Below are 14,264 nucleotides of genomic sequence, written 5' to 3'. Positions count from 1 at the left end.
AGGGCATGGGCCCGGGCGGTGCGATGCTTCGCGATGGTCTTGCCGCCCGGGTCCGGTACGTGCCCCGGTCGTTCAGCGGGCGAGAAGTTCTCGAAGGGCCTTGGCGATGTCGGCGGGGGCCTCTTCGGCCATGAAGTGGCCGAAGGTGACCGTGGTATGCCGCAGGTCCGCCGCCCAGACGCTCCACAGGGCCGCCGCGTCGAAGCCGAGGGCGGCGCCCCAGTCCTGCTGGAGCACGGTGACCGGCATCCGCAGCCGGTTGCCGGCGTCCCGGTCGGCCTGATCGTGAACGATGTCGATGCCGGCGGAGGCGCGGTAGTCGGCCACGATGGAGGGCACCGCTTCGCGGCAGGCGTCCAGGTAGGCGGCGCGTACATCGCCGGGGATCGCCTGCGGGTCGCCTGCCCAGATGTCGAGGAAGTGGCCGAAGAAGGCGTCCGGGCCCGCGGCGATCATCTGCTCGGGCAGGCCCGGCGGCTGGGCCATCAGGTAAAGGTGGAACCCGACGGCGGCGGTGACCCCGCGCATCGCCTCCCACATGTCCGGGGTCGGAAGCACGTCCAGACAGGCCAGGTGGGTGATCGTCTCGGGGTGGTCGAGCCCGGCGCGGAAGGCGACCAGGGCACCGCGGTCGTGTCCGGCCAGCGCGAAACGCTCGTGGCCCAGCGCTCGGGCCAGGGCGACGATGTCCGCGGCCATGGTGCGCTTGGCGTAGGTGGCCCCGTCGGTCTCGGCGGGCTTGTCGCTGGCGCCGTAGCCGCGCAGGTCGGGGCAGATCACGGTGTGGTCGACCGCGAGGTCCGCGGCGACATGCCGCCACATGAGGTGGGTCTGCGGGAAGCCGTGCAGCAGCACGATCGGACTGCCCGAGCCGGAGACGGCCGCGTTCAGGCACACGCCGTCGGCGACGGGAACGCGCTCGTAGGTGAAGCCGTCGATGGCAGGCGTCATGATCTCGTCCTTCTTCATAGGTGACCAGGTGCTCTAGAGCCTTCCGGGCGCGGATTAGCATCGAATGAGCGCGCTACCGTGACCAGGGGCGATGCGCCGGAAAGGGTGGTCAAGGGTGCAGGTCGCGTTCGGGGTGCTGGGGCCGGTGGCGGCCTGGGACGGTGCCGGGGGAGCGATCGCGTTGAAGGGGCCGCGGCACCGCGCGGTGCTGGCCCGGCTGATCGTCGCTCGCCGCCGCGTCGTCCCGGTCACCCGCCTGGCCGAGGACCTCTGGACGGATCCACCCGAGGGCGCCGTGGGCTCGGTGCGCACCTTCGTCGCCGCGCTGCGCCGGGCACTGGAACCGCAGCGCCCGCCCCGTACGCCGGCCCGGCTGCTGGTCACCGAGGGCCCGGGGTACGCGCTGCGCGCCGAGCCGGGCGCCGTGGACGCCTGGCGTTTCGAGCAGGCGGTGGCCGCGGCCGCGACGCTGCCGCCCAAGGACGCGCTCGCCCGGCTGGAGGAGGCGCTGGGATGGTGGCGCGGTCCCGCCTACGCCGAGTTCACCGAGGAGACCTGGGCCCGTGCGGAGCGCTCCCGCCTCGGCGAGCTGCGGCTGCACGCCGTCGAGCGTCAGGCCGAGGCCCGGCTGGCCCTGGGACTCGCCGCCGAGGCGGTGCCGGATCTGGACGCGCACGTGGCCGAGCATCCCTGGCGCGAGGACGCCTGGCGACAGCTGGCCCTCGCGCTGTACCGCACCGGCCGCCAGGGCGACGCGCTCGCGGTGCTACGCCGGGCACGAACGCTCCTCATCGAGCAGTTGGGGGTGGATCCGGGACCGGGACTACGCCGCCTGGAGGCCGACATCCTCCAGCACGCCGGCCACCTCGACCCCGCGTTCGGGCCGCGCGATCCGGCGGGACGGGTGTGGGAACAGGCGGCCGCCGCCTACGACCGCACCGTGGCGGCCGGTGCCCGCGCCCGGCTGGAGTCGACGGTCGGCCTGCTGCGCAATCTCGCGGTGACCGGGGGCGGCGGCCTCGAGGCGGCCCGCCGGCACCGCGTGGCGGCCATCACGGCGGCGGAGGAGCTGGGCGATCCGGAACTGACCGCCCGCGTGATCGGCGCCTACGACGTCCCGGCGATCTGGACCCGTGTCGACGACCCGCAGCAGGCCGCGAGCGTCGTGGCGGCGGCCGAGCGCACCCTGCTCGCCCTCCCGCCCGGCGTGCACGAAGCGGCGCGGGCCCGTCTGCTGGCCACGATCGCCCTGGAGTCACGCGGCACCCGCTCGGTACGTGGGCCCCAAGCGGCCCGGCAGGCTGAGGAGATCGCCCGCCGCCTGGACGACCCCGCGCTGCTGGCGTTCGCCCTCAACGGTGTGTTCATGCAGACCTTCCACCGCGCCGGCCTGGCTCGGCGCCGGGACACGATCGGCGCCGAACTGGTCGCCCTGTCCGTCCGGCACGGCCTGGCCACATACGAGGTGCTCGGGCACCTCATCCGGCTCCAGGCCCGCAGCGCGCTCGCGGACTTCCCCGAAGCGGACGGGCACGCGGCCGCCGCCGACCACCTGGCCGAGCGCCACGAACTGCCGCTGGTGGGCGTGTTCACCCAGTGGTACCGGGCGCTCCGGCTCGCCGCGACCAGGCAGGTACCGGCGGCACCCGCAGCGCCGGCGGCCGAGGTCGAGGTCGCCTACCAGGACGCCGCCGCGCGACTGGACGGCGCCGGCATGCCCGGACTGGAACGCGGGCTGCTGCCACTGGCCCTGCTGTGCCTGCGCCTGCTGCACGGACTGCCGGTCCAGGCCGACGAGCGTACCGACTGGGGACCGTACGAGCCGTGGGCCGGCCCTTTGATGCTGCTGGCCCGAGGCCGCCGCAGTGCAGCCGCAGCGGCGCTGCGCCGCCTCCCAGACCCTCCGCGCGACCTGCTGTTCGAGGCCCTGTGGTGCCTCGCCGCCCGTGCGGCGATCGCCGTCGGCGACCTGGAGACGATGGAGCGCGCCCACGCCGAGCTCACCCCAGCGGCGGCGGAGCTGGCCGGGGCGGGCAGCGGCCTGCTCACCCTGGGCCCGGTCTCGGAGCACCTCAGCGAACTCGCCACCGCCCTCCAACATCGCGTGTGAGCCAGGTCGTACCTCTCCTGCCCGGCCGTACGACCAGTGGTCTGTACGGCCGGGCGGCCACCTTCCTACAGGGTGGCCGCGATCCGTTCGGCACCCGGCCCGGACAGGCCTGCGAGTCCCGCGGCTCGCCCGGTCGCCACGAGCAGCAGGTCGCCCACCGGCCCCCGGACTTCGTCCGGCCCCTTACCCGCCGACCACTCCACGTCGGTGGCGACCAGCCTGGTGCCGCGCAAGCGCTTACGGGCGCCGTAGGCCGGTGAGATGTCGACCCGGACGTGGTCGAGCGCCGCGATCGCCCGCTCCACGGGCATCTCCCGTACGCGCCCGAGCGGTCGCACGATGTCCTGCCCGTGCACCAGCATGTCGACGAGCGGGTCCAGCGGGCGGGAGCCCAGACTGCGACGAGCCGAGCCCGCAGTCGCACGGATATGCGCGACGAGCTCCGCGGGCTCGAACCTGGCCGCGCGCTCCCGTGCCTTGTCGGCCTCCATCCGGTTGAAGTCGCCTCGCGCCCGGATCACGTCCCTGATCGTGCCGAGGAGCGGGGAGCCCGTGGACAGCGTCAGGTGAGCGGCCACATCCCGCACCGTCCAGCCGGAGCAGAGGGAGGCCGCCTCCCACTCGTGATCCTCGAGGTCGTCGAGGAGGTCGGCGAGGCCGAGCCGTTCGGCCTTCACCCACGAAAGGATCTCGTCACGGTCCATGTCCAGCGCTCCTATCCAGGTATGCGAATGATGTCTACGGCGTCCGGTGGGGTCGCGTGCGGGCGCCTCAGAGCAGAGGTCGGAGCACGGAGGCCCGGTCTCGACATCTCGTGGCCGGAATTCGCGAAGCGGGGGGTCGTGGAACGGGACCGGCAGGCCATGGAGGCGGTGACGAAGTCACCGGATCGACGGCGAAGTCACGTCCTCATCGCGGAGCTTCGGATCGGAACAGAACATCACTTGCCGGAGGGCGGCCGGTCGTCGGCGTGGCCGCCGGGCGGAACGCCGCGCAGGGCGAGCAGCATGATCACGGCGGCACCGGCGGTGAGCGCGATGTCGGCGACGTTCCCGACGAACAGCCCGTTGTAGTCGATGAAGTCGACCACATGTCCCTGGGCGAAGCCCGGGGCACGGAACAGCCGATCGCCCAGATGGGAGGTCGCACCGCCGAGCATCATTCCCAGCGCCAGCGCCCAGCCGCCCGAACCGAGCCGCCGGCCGGCGTACAGGATGCCGAACACCGCGACGGCCGCCGTCACGGCGAAGACCCAGGTCATCGTCTCGCCGAAGGAGAACGCCGCCCCGGCGTTGTACACCAGCCGCAGTTCGAGCAAGGGTGAGAGGACCGCCATGTGCCGGCCGTCCGAGAGCGCGGAGACGGCCCACAGCTTGGATGCCTGATCTGCGATGAGGACGGTCAGGGCCAAGGCCAGAAATCGTCCGTACAACCCCGGTCTCCGCCTCGCCCCGGACGCGGCCGATCCGTCTACGCCGACCGACACGCCGACCTCCCACAACCCTCGGTGCCTGTTTCCCCAGAGTACGAGGGTCCAGGGGCGTGGGGCCGGCCGCGTCCGTCTGGTGGGCACGGCGACACGGAGACGAGGCCAGGGGTCTCCTACCGGAGCTGGCCGAGGGCCTCGCGCTGTGTCGTGGTGAGCCGGTCGGGTCTGGCGGCGACGGTGTAGCTGCCGGTCGGGATGCGCCGGAGAGCGACCGGGTCGGTGATGTCCGGGTGCTGTTCGGCGTCGTCCAAGGCGCCGGTGACGCGGCCCGGGGGCCAGCCCAGCGCGGTCGCCAGTCCGTCCACGGTGAGTGGAGCGCCGGCGTGCACGAGCGCGGCGAGCACCGTCAGTGCGTCACCGACGGCGGCTTCGGTGAGGCCGCCGGCCATGTCGTCGCTGAGGCGTGCGAAGAACCGGAACATGTGGTCCAGCCGCGCCCCGGCGGGTGTGGTGACATCGAAGAGCTCGGCTCCCCGGCGGGCGGCGTCCGCCCACATGGCGTGCCTGCGAGCGTCGGTCGTCCAGGCCCGGATCCAGACGTCGTCGTCGACGACGTAGCGCTCGCGCCGCCGGGGGTGGCCGCGTTCGCGCCGGACCACCTCCAGCCCTTCCAGATAACCGACGGCCTTGGACACCGACGCGGGGCTGACCCGCAGACGCTGGACCAGTTCGGCGGCGGTCAGAGTGCCGGAGTCGGTGGTGAACAGGCAGGCGAGCACCCGGGCCGCCATCCGCGGCAGCCCAGCGTGGACCATCAGCTCCGCGAACTGCTCGACGAAGCTTCGCACCGCCTCGGGGTCACGCCCGTCGGCGTCGACGGCCGCCGGTGGCTCCAGGGGCTGGGCCGGACTGGGCCGGCGGGCACGCCGGTCGGTGGCCTGATGTGCGTGGTCCGCCCGGTATCCGGCGGGCCCGCCGTTCCGGGCGACCTCCCGGCTGATGGTCGACGTCGGCCTGCCCAGCCGCCTGGCGATCTCGGCGTACCCGAGCCCTTCGGTCAGCCCCGCGCCGATGTCCCGGCGATCTTGGTGAGTCAGCCTGCCTCCCGGCATCCGCGCTCGCCTCCTGCTGGGTCGATGGTCGGGTCCAGTGTGCATTCACCGTCAACACATTGCAACGATCGATCGGCCGGGCATTGCATTCACTGACAGTGCCATTGCAATTTTCGCGATAAAAGCCCGGTGCGATGCGATTGATTCCGCGCATTTCTGTTGACCACATGTGAAACGCAACGTAGCTTTCGTGATTGTTGAACACGAGGCGCGGACCATGACGAGGGTGAGAACGTGACCATGAGCAAGGAAGTCGTACTCGATGTCGACGGCCTGCGCATGCGCTATGGCACGACCGACGTCCTGAACGATGTGACGTTCCAAGCGCGCCACGGGGAGGTGCTGGCCCTGCTCGGCCCGAACGGGGCGGGTAAGACCACCACGATCGAGATCCTCGAGGGTTTCCGGATGCGGTCGGCGGGCCGGGTGCAGGTGCTCGGCTCGGATCCGGCGCACGGCGACGAGCGGTGGCGGGCGCGGCTGGGGGTCGTCCTGCAGTCCTGGCGCGATCACGGCAAGTGGCGGGTACGTGAACTGCTCGCCCACCTCGGCACTTACTACGCCTCGTACTCCAGCGACATGATCCAGCGGCCGTGGGACGCCGACGAACTCATTCAGGCGGTCGGCCTGACCGAGCACGCGGGCAAGAAGATCAAGACATTGTCCGGAGGGCAGCGACGCAGGCTGGACGTGGCGATCGGCATCGTGGGCCGCCCCGAGCTGCTGTTCCTGGACGAGCCCACCGCCGGCTTCGACCCGAAGGCTCGGCATGAGTTCCACGACCTCGTCCACCGTCTCGCCGACGACCACGAGACCACGATCCTGCTCACCACGCATGACCTGGACGAAGCCGGCAAGCTCGCCGACCGCATCATGATCCTGACCGGCGGCCTGATCATCGCGGACGGCTCGGCGGACGAACTGGCTCGGCGGATCGCGGGCGAGGACGAGGTGCGCTGGACGCACGACGGGCAGCACTTCGTGACATCGACCACCGAATCCACTGAATTCGTACGCGGGCTGTTCAGCCGGTACGGCAAGGGGATCAGCGAACTCGAGGTCCGCCGGGCGTCGCTGGAGGACACCTACATGGCATTGGTACGCCAGGGCGAAGCCGCAGCGCGCGAGTCGAAGGAGACGGCCCGATGAACCCGACGACCACGGCGATACGGGCGGGGTGGGCTCGCGGCCTGATCGAATTGCGGCAGTCGTTCACCAACGGCGCGGATCTGCTGTCCCACCTGCTCTGGCCGGTACTGATGCTGATCGTCATGTACTTCATGCGAGACACGGGGTTCGGTTCCAGCGGACTCCTGCTCGGCACCCTGGCCCTGCCGAGCATTCTGGGGATGAACGCCGCCCTCGGCATGGTGAGCATGAGCCAGCAGCTCACCGCCGAACGTGAGGACGGGACCCTGCTGCGCGCCAAGGCGACGCCGAACGGGATGCGGGGATATCTCGTCGGCAAGGTCGTCTCGGTGGCCGGCGGCCTGCTCGCCGACCTCGCGATCCTGCTGATCCCCGGACTGTTCATCGTCGACGGCCTGGTGGCCGGCAGCCCGGGTGCCTGGCTGACCCTGGCCTGGGTGCTGGTACTGGGCATGGTGGCGACCCTGCCCATCGGCGCTGTGCTGGGATCGGTGTTCCCCAGCGCGCGCAGCCAAGGGCTGATCCAGCTGCCCATCCTGGGCATGATCGCGATCTCCGGCATCTTCTACCCGATCACCTCGATGCCGGAGTGGCTGCAATGGGTCGCGCAGGTGTCCCCGATCTACTGGCTCGGCCTGGGCATGCGTTCGGCCCTGCTCCCGGACGCCGCGGTGGGCGTCGAGATAGGCGAATCCTGGCGGCACCTGGAGACCGCCGGGGTGCTGGGGGCCTGGGCCGTACTCGGCCTGGCCGTGGCGCCGATCGTCCTGCGCCGGATGGCGCGGCGGGAGTCGGGTTCGAGCGTGGCGGAGCGCCGCGAGAAGGCCCTGCAGCGGGTCGGGTAAGGGCTGGCCGCCACCGCGTGCATCACCCCAGCACGGCTCCACGTCGCGGCGTCGCTGCAGCCGGCACCGGTCAATGGCTACCCGGCGCTGATCATGCGGCTCAACGGCGAGATCGACACCGTCATGGCGGTGCGCATCGACGACGGCCTCATCACCGGGCTCTACGCCGTGCGCAATCCCGAGAAGCTGTCACATATGGAGCGGGAGACCGCCCTGCGCCGCTAAGTGCACGGTCGTCGGGGCGGCGATACCAGCCCCGTCTCGTAGGCCATGATGACGAGGTGGACCCGGTCGCGGGCGCCCAGCTTGGTGAACAGCCGCGCCACGTGCGCCTTGACGGTGGCGGGGCTGATGAAGAGGTGGGCGGCGATCTCGGCGTTGGACATGCCGCGTCCGACGAGGGTCAGCACCTCGCATTCCCGTGCGGTGATGCCGTCGGGCATGCGTCGCGCGGAGGCGGGCCGGGGACGGGCGGCGAACTCTTCGATCAGGCGGCGGGTGACACTCGGTGCGATCAGGGCGTCTCCGGCCGCCACCACGCGGATCGCCGCCAGGATGTCCTCCAGCGCCATGTCCTTGACCAGGAAACCGCTGGCGCCCGCCCGAAGGGAGGAGTAGACGTGGTCGTCATCGTCGAACGTGGTGAGGACGAGGACGCGTGCCGCGCCTGAGCCCGTGATGATCCGGGTGGCTTCGATACCGTCCATGCCGGGCATGCGGAGGTCCATCACCACCACGTCGGGACGGGCGTCCTTCACCAGGCGGACCGCCTCGGCTCCCGTGCCGGCCTCGCCCACCACCTCGAGATCGGGGGCGTCGGCCATGAGCACGCGCAGTCCGGCGCGCACCAGCGGCTGGTCGTCGGTGAGCAGGACGCGGACCGTCATCGGCGCTCCGATGGCAACGGCAGCCGAGCCGCCACCCGAAAGCCGCCTTCGGGACGCGGCCCGGCGCTGAACCGGCCGCCCAGCAGGCCGGCCCGCTCCCGCATGCCGACGATGCCGTATCCGGTGACCGAGCCGCCGCCCTGGCCGTCGTCGTCGATCTCGATGAGCAGCTCCGTGTCCCCATGGTCGATGGTCACGCGGCAGTCGGGGGTGCCCGCGTGGCGTACGACGTTGGTGACCGCCTCCTGGATGATCCGGAACGCGGCCAGGTCGATGTCATCGGGAAGCGGGCGCCGCTTGCCCCGCCATCGCACCTCGACACGAACACCGGCGTCCATCGTCGATGCGACGAGCCGGTCGACGTCGGCGAGCCCCGGTGCCGGGTCGAGAGGCGCGGAGCCCGGCCCCGGACCGGGTTCGGTCCGGCGTAGTGCTCCCACCGTACGGCGCAGCCCGGCGAGCGTCTCCCTGCTGGTGGCCTCGATGGCGGTGAGCGCGTTGCGGGCTTCGGCCGGCTGGGTGTCCATGACCCGGCTGCCCACTCCGGCCTGGATGGCGATGATGCCCACGCTGTGCGCGATGATGTCGTGCAGTTCGCGGGCGATCCTGAGCCGTTCGGCGGTGACGGCCTGAGCCGCGGCCTGCGAACGCAGGGCCGCGGAGTGCTCGCGGCGCTCGCGGATCGAATGACCGATCATCCAGGCGGTGATGATCGCCATGACGAGGAACGCGACGGTTCTGCCGAAGAAATCCGACCCGGACGTGTAGTAGGTGGCGGAGCCGATCTGCACGCTGAGCGCCATGACGGCGGCGACGATCCAGATCCGGCGCGGCCGGGTGGCCACGATGAAGCCGACGGCGACGTCGTTCGCCAGAACCTGCAGATACCCGACCTCCCACGAATGGACCGTCGTCGTCGCGGCGAACGAACCGGCGAGCATCAGCGCCAAGGCCGGCAGTGGTCTCCGCCGCAGGAGACCCGTGGGCAGCACCGTAGTGATCGCAGGGAGAAGCAGCCGCAAGCCGGCCGGGTCCTGCGAACCATTCTTCAACATGACGAACAGAACAAAAGGGAACGCGATGGCCCCGCACCATGCCAGAGCCGACCACGCAACCGGGAGCACGCGCTTCAGCAGCGGGAGCGTTGGGGGACATGACGTGGCGGGCACCCACCGATCGTAAACACCCGATCCCGGCCGGGGCATCGGCCCGTGGGCGTACGCCCACGGGCCACAGGCGTCGCCGCGAGATGTGGCCGACGGTCCGACCCGAAGGCGTGCTGTGGGTACGCGGCCTGTTCCGCCGGCTGGCCGCCGAGGGTCGTACGGTCTTGGTCTCCAGCCCGCCCGGCGGGCGGCCCGGACCGGGATCAGGACCGGCGGCCCGGGGGCCGGTCGGCGGCGTCGTAGTCCAGTCGCGACTGCTCGACCTTGTCGAGGTTGACGGCGGACCACGTCGCGAGCGTCGCGAACAGAGGCGCCAGGCTGCGCCCGAGCTCGCTGATCTCGTACTCCACCCGCGGTGGGATCTCGGCGTGGTAAGCGCGCATGACCAGGCCGTCGCGTTCCAGCTGTCGAAGACGCTGGGTCAGCACTTTGGGTGTGATCGTGGAGATGCGTCGTTGAAGCTCGACGAAACGCTGCCGGCCGTACTCGTTGAGCGTCCAGAGGATCGGCGTGGTCCAGCGGCTGAAGACGATGTCGACCACCGGGGCGATCGGGCAGGCCTGCTCGGAGTCGACCGGCATGCGGGCCGGCCGGGTCGTGTTGCCGCTCATGCGGATCCCCTACGAGATAGTCACTTTCTTCTAGGTACCTACTATACGCAGGCTGTTAGCGTCGACGAGTCGCGGCGCCGTCGGCGTGAGCGACCACAGTGGATACCCAGAAGAGGAGCAGTTCATGATCGTAGTTACGGGAGCGACCGGGAACGTCGGGCGGCCACTCGTCCGGGCCCTCGCCGCGGCCGGCGAGCAGGTGACAGCTGTCTCGCGACGGCCTTCGGCGGCCGACGGCCCCGAGGGCGTACGGTTCCGGCGAGCCGACCTGGCCGAACCGGAAACCCTTCGGCCGGTCCTCGACGGAGCGGACGCGCTGTTCCTGCTCGTCGCCGGTGCCGGTGAGGACCTGAAGCCGCACGACATCCTCGATCTCGCGAGGACCGCCGGGGTCGGGCGGGTCGTCCTGCTGTCCTCCCAGGGTGCCGGAGGGCGGCCGGAGAACCCTTCCCATTCCCGCCTCAGGGCGTTCGAGGACGCACTCCGGCAGTCCGGTCCGGCCTGGACGATCCTGCGGCCGGGAGGCTTCCACTCCAACGCCTTCCTGTGGGCTGAGGCGGTCCGCTCGCAGCGGACCGTTTCAGCGCCGTTCGGCGACGTCGCGCTGCCGGACATCGACCCATCCGATATCGGCGAGGTCGCGGCCGTGGTGTTGCGTGACGGGGCTCATGCCGGCCGTACCTACGAGCTCACCGGGCCGTCGGCGATCTCTCCGCGCGAGCGGGCCCAGGCGATCGGGGACGCGCTGGGGACACCTGTGCGGTTCGTCGAGCAGAGCCGCGAGGAGGCCCGAGCGCACATGATGCGGTTCATGCCCGGGCCGGTCATCGACGGCACTCTCGACATCCTGGGCGCGCCGTCGGAGGCCGAACAGCGGGTGAGCCCGGTCGTCGAGCAGATTCTCGGCCGGAGCCCGCGCACTTTCGCCGAGTGGGCCAGGCGCAACGTCTCCGCTTTCGAATGACCCGCCCGGCGTGACCGACCTCCCACTGCGGCCTCGGCGCCGCACGCCTCAGGGGACTTCGAGCGGCCTCCCGCGACGGCGAACGCCTCACTCGTCGGCTGCCAGGCGAGCGGCTCTGGCGTGCAGGTAGCGCTGTTGCGGGAGGCTGGTCGTACGCCGGGCCGCCGCCCGGTAGGCGTCGCGCGCCGCCGGCCGATCACCGGCCATCTCCAGAAGGTGCGCGCGGACCGCGTGCAGGCGGTGGTCCCCGGCGATCCGCTCGTCGTCCTCGAGCTTCTCGAGCCGGCCGAGCCCCGCCCGAGGGCCGTGCGCCATGGCCACCGCGACGGTGTGGTTCAGCGCTACGACGGGGTTGTCGGAGATGCGCAGCAGAAGCTCGTACAGTGCCATGATCTGTGGCCAGTCGGTCGCCTCGGCGCTCGGCGCCTCGTCGTGCACCGCGGCGATCGCGGCCTGCAGTTGGTACGGCCCGACCGCGCCCTGCGGAAGCGCCTCGCTGATGAGGGCCACGCCCTCGGCGATGAAGTCTGCGTTCCAGAGGCCGCGGTCCTGCTCGGCCATCGGTATCAGCTCGCCGTCCGGTCCGGTACGCGCGGGCCGGCGCGCGTCGGTGAGCAACATGAGGGCGAGTAGTCCCGTCACCTCCCCATCGCCCGGCAGTTGCCGGTGGACCATGCGGGTCAGCCGGATCGCTTCGGCCGATAGCTCACCGCGCTGCAGCCTCGGCCCCGACGTACTGGCATAGCCCTCGTTGAAGATCAGGTAGAGCACGTGGAGGACCGCGTTGAGCCGTTCGCCGCGCTCCGGGGCGGGCGGCATGCCGAAGGGGACACCGCTGTCCTTGATCCGCTGCTTGGCCCGGGTGATCCGCCGGGTCATGGTCGCCTCTGGCACGAGGAAGGCACGGGCGATCTCGGCGGTGGTCAAGCCGCCGACCGACCGCAGGGTGAGCGCGATCTGCGAGGCGGGCGACAGTGACGGGTGACAGCACATCAACAGCAGGATGAGCGTGTCGTCGGCCTCCGAGGCGCGGCCCCCGCCACCGGCCACGGCCGCATCGGCGGGTGGCACCAGCCATTCGTCGGGCAGCGTCCACTGGGCGAGGGCGTCCTCACGACGTTGGCGGGCCTGCTCGCTGCGGAGCAGGTCGGTCAGCCTGCGCGAGGCGACTTTGATCAGCCACCCGCGCGGACTGTCCGGAACTCCGTCCCTCGGCCACTGCACGGCCGCCGCGAGGAGTGCCTCTTGCACCGCGTCTTCGGCGGTGGAGAAATGTCCGTAACGTCGTACGACCGCGCCGAGGACCTGCGGCGCCAGCCGGCGCAACAGGCCCTCGATCTCGGTGCCGGGCACGGAGGCGATCAGATCTCCAGATCACCGATGCCGTCGAGGATCGGGCGCACGTCCACGTACCATTCGCGGCCCAGATCCGCGTTCTCGGGGTGCGGCGTGTTCGTCAGGCGTGCGGCGATCTCGGTCGCCCGATCGAAACTCTCGCACTCGACGATCGTGTAGCCCGCGAGGACCTCCTGGGTCTCGGGGTACGGCCCGTCGGTGACGACAGGAACCCCGTCCTTCAACTCGATCCTCCTGGCGTGCACGGGTTCGCTCAGGCCCTGAGCGTCGACGAACTCCCCGGACTTCACCAGTTCGGTGTTCCACGACTCCATGAACCCGTGCATCGCCGCGACGTCCTCGGCGGACCAGGCCGAGCCGTCGGTGGGCTGCCCGGACAGCATGTCGTAGTCCTGCTGCGAGCCGTACATCATGATCATGTATTTCACGATCTCTCCTCTCCGTCGGCACCTCTCCGGTGCCTCGCACCGGAGACGTCGGAGCCATCGGCCCGTCTCGGACGTCCACCGCACCGGGTCGTGAAACATTCTCCATCTCGGCTACCGCCCGGTCAGCCGTCCGGCAGGCGACTTGGAGCACCCGGCACTGGAGTGGTCCAAGCACTCGGCCTATGACTGGTTCGGCCCCGCCGACCTCGACCGGCTCAAAGAGAACCGCTCACCGGGCGAATTCCTGATCCACGACCTGATCGGCAAAGCCCTGCGAGATCGAACCGCACGATAGGCAGTCCGTTTCGCCGGGGCCGGCGTCGTGGCTCAGCGTCACGGACTGTGCATGATGATGTCGCCTTCGCCTCTCACGGCCTCGACTCACTGATGAGTGGCAGACACCCCGTGTACGACAAAGGAGAGGAACGCGGATGTACACCGGAGAGAGAGGCGTCATGAACAAGGTGATCTCGGCGGACGGTACCCCCATCGCGTTCGAGCGGTTCGGTTCCGGCCGTCCGGTCGTCGTCGTGGGCGGTGCGACCTGCGACCGGGCGAAGATGCGCGAGGTCTCCGAGCGGCTCGCACACCATTTCACCGTCATCAACTACGACCGCCGGGGGCGTGGCGACAGCGGCGACACCGCGCCGTACGCGGTGCAGCGCGAGATCGAGGATCTGGGTGCGCTCATCACCGAGGCCGGCGGCACCGTGTCGGTGTACGGCCATTCGTCAGGTGCGGGCCTCGCCCTGCACGCGGCGGCGCACGGCCTGCCCATCACCAGGCTCGCGCTGCACGACCCGCCCTTCGTACCCGCCGGCGAGCAGGAGCGGGCCGCGCGGGAGCAGGGGCGGCAGCTCCGGACCCTCCTGGAGCAGGATCGCCGCGGCGACGCGGCGGCGCTCTTCATGACATGGACGGGAGTGCCGTCGGAGGCGGTCGCCCAGATGCGCGGTGAACCCTGGTGGGCGGGGCTGGAGGCGATCGCCCACACGCTCGCGTACGACTCCGAGGTCATGGGCGACATCAGCAGGGGCGGCACGATACCCGCCGATCAGGTCGGCAGGGTGGCGACGGCCACCCTCGTCGTGAACGGCGGGGCGTGCCCCGCTTGGATGATCGACGCTGGCAGGCGGATCGCGGACGGCATACCGGGCGGCCGGCAGATCGTCCTGGCGGACCAAGAGCACGTCGTGCCGCCCGACCTGCTCGTGCCCGCGATAGCGGACTTCCTCGCCGGCCGCCGCCACCCGGAC

Annotated in this window: 16 protein-coding genes; 7 read left to right on the top strand and 9 right to left on the bottom strand. The window is 71.0% G+C overall.

Features of this window, described 5'->3' with window-relative positions; all coding sequences use genetic code 11:
* Positions 1-72 precede the first annotated feature (72 nt).
* The gene (locus HKK74_RS33680; protein WP_187247455.1) at positions 73-951 is read right to left on the bottom strand and encodes an alpha/beta fold hydrolase; all 879 of its coding nucleotides are present in this window, start codon (positions 949-951) and stop codon (positions 73-75) included.
* Positions 952-1,042: 91 nt separating this feature from the next.
* Between HKK74_RS33680 and HKK74_RS33675 the strand changes: the two genes are divergently transcribed.
* Positions 1,043-3,061, top strand: a complete 2,019-nt coding sequence (locus tag HKK74_RS33675) for an AfsR/SARP family transcriptional regulator (protein WP_222723070.1) — start codon at positions 1,043-1,045, stop codon at positions 3,059-3,061.
* Positions 3,062-3,126: 65 nt separating this feature from the next.
* Here the strand turns inward: HKK74_RS33675 and HKK74_RS33670 are convergent, their stop codons facing one another.
* The 3 genes from HKK74_RS33670 to HKK74_RS33660 all read right to left on the bottom strand — a co-directional run bounded on the left by HKK74_RS33670 (position 3,127) and on the right by HKK74_RS33660 (position 5,602).
* Positions 3,127-3,765, bottom strand: a complete 639-nt coding sequence (locus HKK74_RS33670; protein ID WP_187247453.1) for a maleylpyruvate isomerase family mycothiol-dependent enzyme — start codon at positions 3,763-3,765, stop codon at positions 3,127-3,129.
* A gap of 236 nt (positions 3,766-4,001) precedes the next feature.
* A complete protein-coding gene (locus tag HKK74_RS33665) occupies positions 4,002-4,472 on the bottom strand; it encodes a signal peptidase II (RefSeq protein WP_222723069.1) in 471 nt (156 codons plus the stop codon).
* Between the two features lie 191 nt (positions 4,473-4,663).
* Positions 4,664-5,602: a helix-turn-helix domain-containing protein gene (locus HKK74_RS33660; protein ID WP_187247451.1), complete on the bottom strand. Its 939-nt coding sequence runs from the start codon at positions 5,600-5,602 to the stop codon at positions 4,664-4,666.
* Positions 5,603-5,842: 240 nt separating this feature from the next.
* On the opposite strand from HKK74_RS33660, the gene HKK74_RS33655 reads away from it, so the two are divergent.
* The 3 genes from HKK74_RS33655 to HKK74_RS41155 all read left to right on the top strand — a co-directional run bounded on the left by HKK74_RS33655 (position 5,843) and on the right by HKK74_RS41155 (position 7,821).
* The gene (locus HKK74_RS33655) at positions 5,843-6,751 is read left to right on the top strand and encodes an ABC transporter ATP-binding protein (protein ID WP_222723068.1); all 909 of its coding nucleotides are present in this window, start codon (positions 5,843-5,845) and stop codon (positions 6,749-6,751) included.
* Positions 6,748-7,596: an ABC transporter permease gene (locus HKK74_RS33650; RefSeq protein ID WP_187247449.1), complete on the top strand. Its 849-nt coding sequence runs from the start codon at positions 6,748-6,750 to the stop codon at positions 7,594-7,596. The genes HKK74_RS33655 and HKK74_RS33650 overlap by 4 nt, the downstream gene beginning before the upstream one ends.
* A gap of 93 nt (positions 7,597-7,689) precedes the next feature.
* Positions 7,690-7,821, top strand: coding sequence for a hypothetical protein (locus tag HKK74_RS41155; protein ID WP_281398147.1), 132 nt, complete (start codon positions 7,690-7,692; stop codon positions 7,819-7,821).
* Here HKK74_RS41155 and HKK74_RS33640 read toward each other — a convergent pair.
* The 3 genes from HKK74_RS33640 to HKK74_RS33630 all read right to left on the bottom strand — a co-directional run bounded on the left by HKK74_RS33640 (position 7,818) and on the right by HKK74_RS33630 (position 10,260).
* On the bottom strand, positions 7,818-8,483 hold the full coding sequence (locus HKK74_RS33640) for a response regulator (RefSeq protein ID WP_187247448.1): 666 nt from the start codon (positions 8,481-8,483) through the stop codon (positions 7,818-7,820). The two genes, HKK74_RS41155 and HKK74_RS33640, sit on opposite strands and share 4 nt — an antisense overlap.
* Positions 8,480-9,538, bottom strand: coding sequence for a sensor histidine kinase (locus HKK74_RS33635; RefSeq protein ID WP_246492252.1), 1,059 nt, complete (start codon positions 9,536-9,538; stop codon positions 8,480-8,482). Before HKK74_RS33635 ends, HKK74_RS33640 begins: the two co-directional genes overlap by 4 nt.
* Positions 9,539-9,852: 314 nt before the next feature.
* Positions 9,853-10,260 carry a winged helix-turn-helix transcriptional regulator gene (locus HKK74_RS33630; RefSeq protein WP_246492251.1) on the bottom strand — a complete coding sequence of 136 codons (408 nt, stop codon included), beginning with the start codon at positions 10,258-10,260 and terminating at the stop codon, positions 9,853-9,855.
* Between the two features lie 124 nt (positions 10,261-10,384).
* Between HKK74_RS33630 and HKK74_RS33625 the strand changes: the two genes are divergently transcribed.
* A complete protein-coding gene (locus HKK74_RS33625; protein ID WP_187247446.1) occupies positions 10,385-11,224 on the top strand; it encodes an NAD(P)H-binding protein in 840 nt (279 codons plus the stop codon).
* An 87-nt stretch (positions 11,225-11,311) separates the two neighbouring features.
* On the opposite strand, the gene HKK74_RS33620 is transcribed toward HKK74_RS33625, so the two are convergent.
* Both HKK74_RS33620 and HKK74_RS33615 read right to left on the bottom strand, forming a co-directional pair.
* Entirely contained in the window at positions 11,312-12,577 is a 1,266-nt protein-coding gene (locus HKK74_RS33620; RefSeq protein WP_187247445.1) for an RNA polymerase sigma factor, read from the bottom strand.
* Positions 12,578-12,585: 8 nt separating this feature from the next.
* Entirely contained in the window at positions 12,586-12,999 is a 414-nt protein-coding gene (locus tag HKK74_RS33615) for a YciI family protein (protein ID WP_222723078.1), read from the bottom strand.
* A 151-nt stretch (positions 13,000-13,150) separates the two neighbouring features.
* Here HKK74_RS33615 and HKK74_RS33610 point away from each other — a divergent pair, with 151 nt between their 5' ends.
* Positions 13,151-13,303 (top strand): hypothetical protein, encoded by a 153-nt coding sequence (locus HKK74_RS33610; protein ID WP_222723067.1) that lies wholly within the window; start codon positions 13,151-13,153, stop codon positions 13,301-13,303.
* A gap of 136 nt (positions 13,304-13,439) precedes the next feature.
* Positions 13,440-14,264 (top strand): alpha/beta fold hydrolase (locus HKK74_RS33605; protein WP_187247443.1); only part of this gene is annotated, 825 nt, incomplete at its 3' end.

It is taken from the genome of Actinomadura alba, assembly GCF_014323705.1.
In the GTDB taxonomy this organism is placed as follows: domain Bacteria; phylum Actinomycetota; class Actinomycetes; order Streptosporangiales; family Streptosporangiaceae; genus Actinomadura_C; species Actinomadura_C alba.
This window is presented reverse-complemented; position numbering and strand designations above follow the sequence as displayed.

Bases quoted from the DNA above. Each gene is read 5' to 3' on its own strand.
- HKK74_RS33640 (WP_187247448.1), bottom strand. From the start codon at position 8,483: ATGACGGTCCGCGTCCTGCTCACCGACGACCAGCCGCTGGTGCGCGCC.
- HKK74_RS33660 (WP_187247451.1), bottom strand. From the start codon at position 5,602: ATGCCGGGAGGCAGGCTGACTCACCAAGATCGCCGGGACATCGGCGCG.
- HKK74_RS33675 (WP_222723070.1), top strand. From the start codon at position 1,043: ATGCGCCGGAAAGGGTGGTCAAGGGTGCAGGTCGCGTTCGGGGTGCTG.
- HKK74_RS33680 (WP_187247455.1), bottom strand. From the start codon at position 951: ATGACGCCTGCCATCGACGGCTTCACCTACGAGCGCGTTCCCGTCGCC.
- HKK74_RS41155 (WP_281398147.1), top strand. From the start codon at position 7,690: ATGCGGCTCAACGGCGAGATCGACACCGTCATGGCGGTGCGCATCGAC.
- HKK74_RS33655 (WP_222723068.1), top strand. From the start codon at position 5,843: ATGAGCAAGGAAGTCGTACTCGATGTCGACGGCCTGCGCATGCGCTAT.
- HKK74_RS33650 (WP_187247449.1), top strand. From the start codon at position 6,748: ATGAACCCGACGACCACGGCGATACGGGCGGGGTGGGCTCGCGGCCTG.
- HKK74_RS33615 (WP_222723078.1), bottom strand. From the start codon at position 12,999: ATGATCATGATGTACGGCTCGCAGCAGGACTACGACATGCTGTCCGGG.
- HKK74_RS33635 (WP_246492252.1), bottom strand. From the start codon at position 9,538: ATGTTGAAGAATGGTTCGCAGGACCCGGCCGGCTTGCGGCTGCTTCTC.
- HKK74_RS33670 (WP_187247453.1), bottom strand. From the start codon at position 3,765: ATGGACCGTGACGAGATCCTTTCGTGGGTGAAGGCCGAACGGCTCGGC.
- HKK74_RS33625 (WP_187247446.1), top strand. From the start codon at position 10,385: ATGATCGTAGTTACGGGAGCGACCGGGAACGTCGGGCGGCCACTCGTC.
- HKK74_RS33630 (WP_246492251.1), bottom strand. From the start codon at position 10,260: ATGAGCGGCAACACGACCCGGCCGGCCCGCATGCCGGTCGACTCCGAG.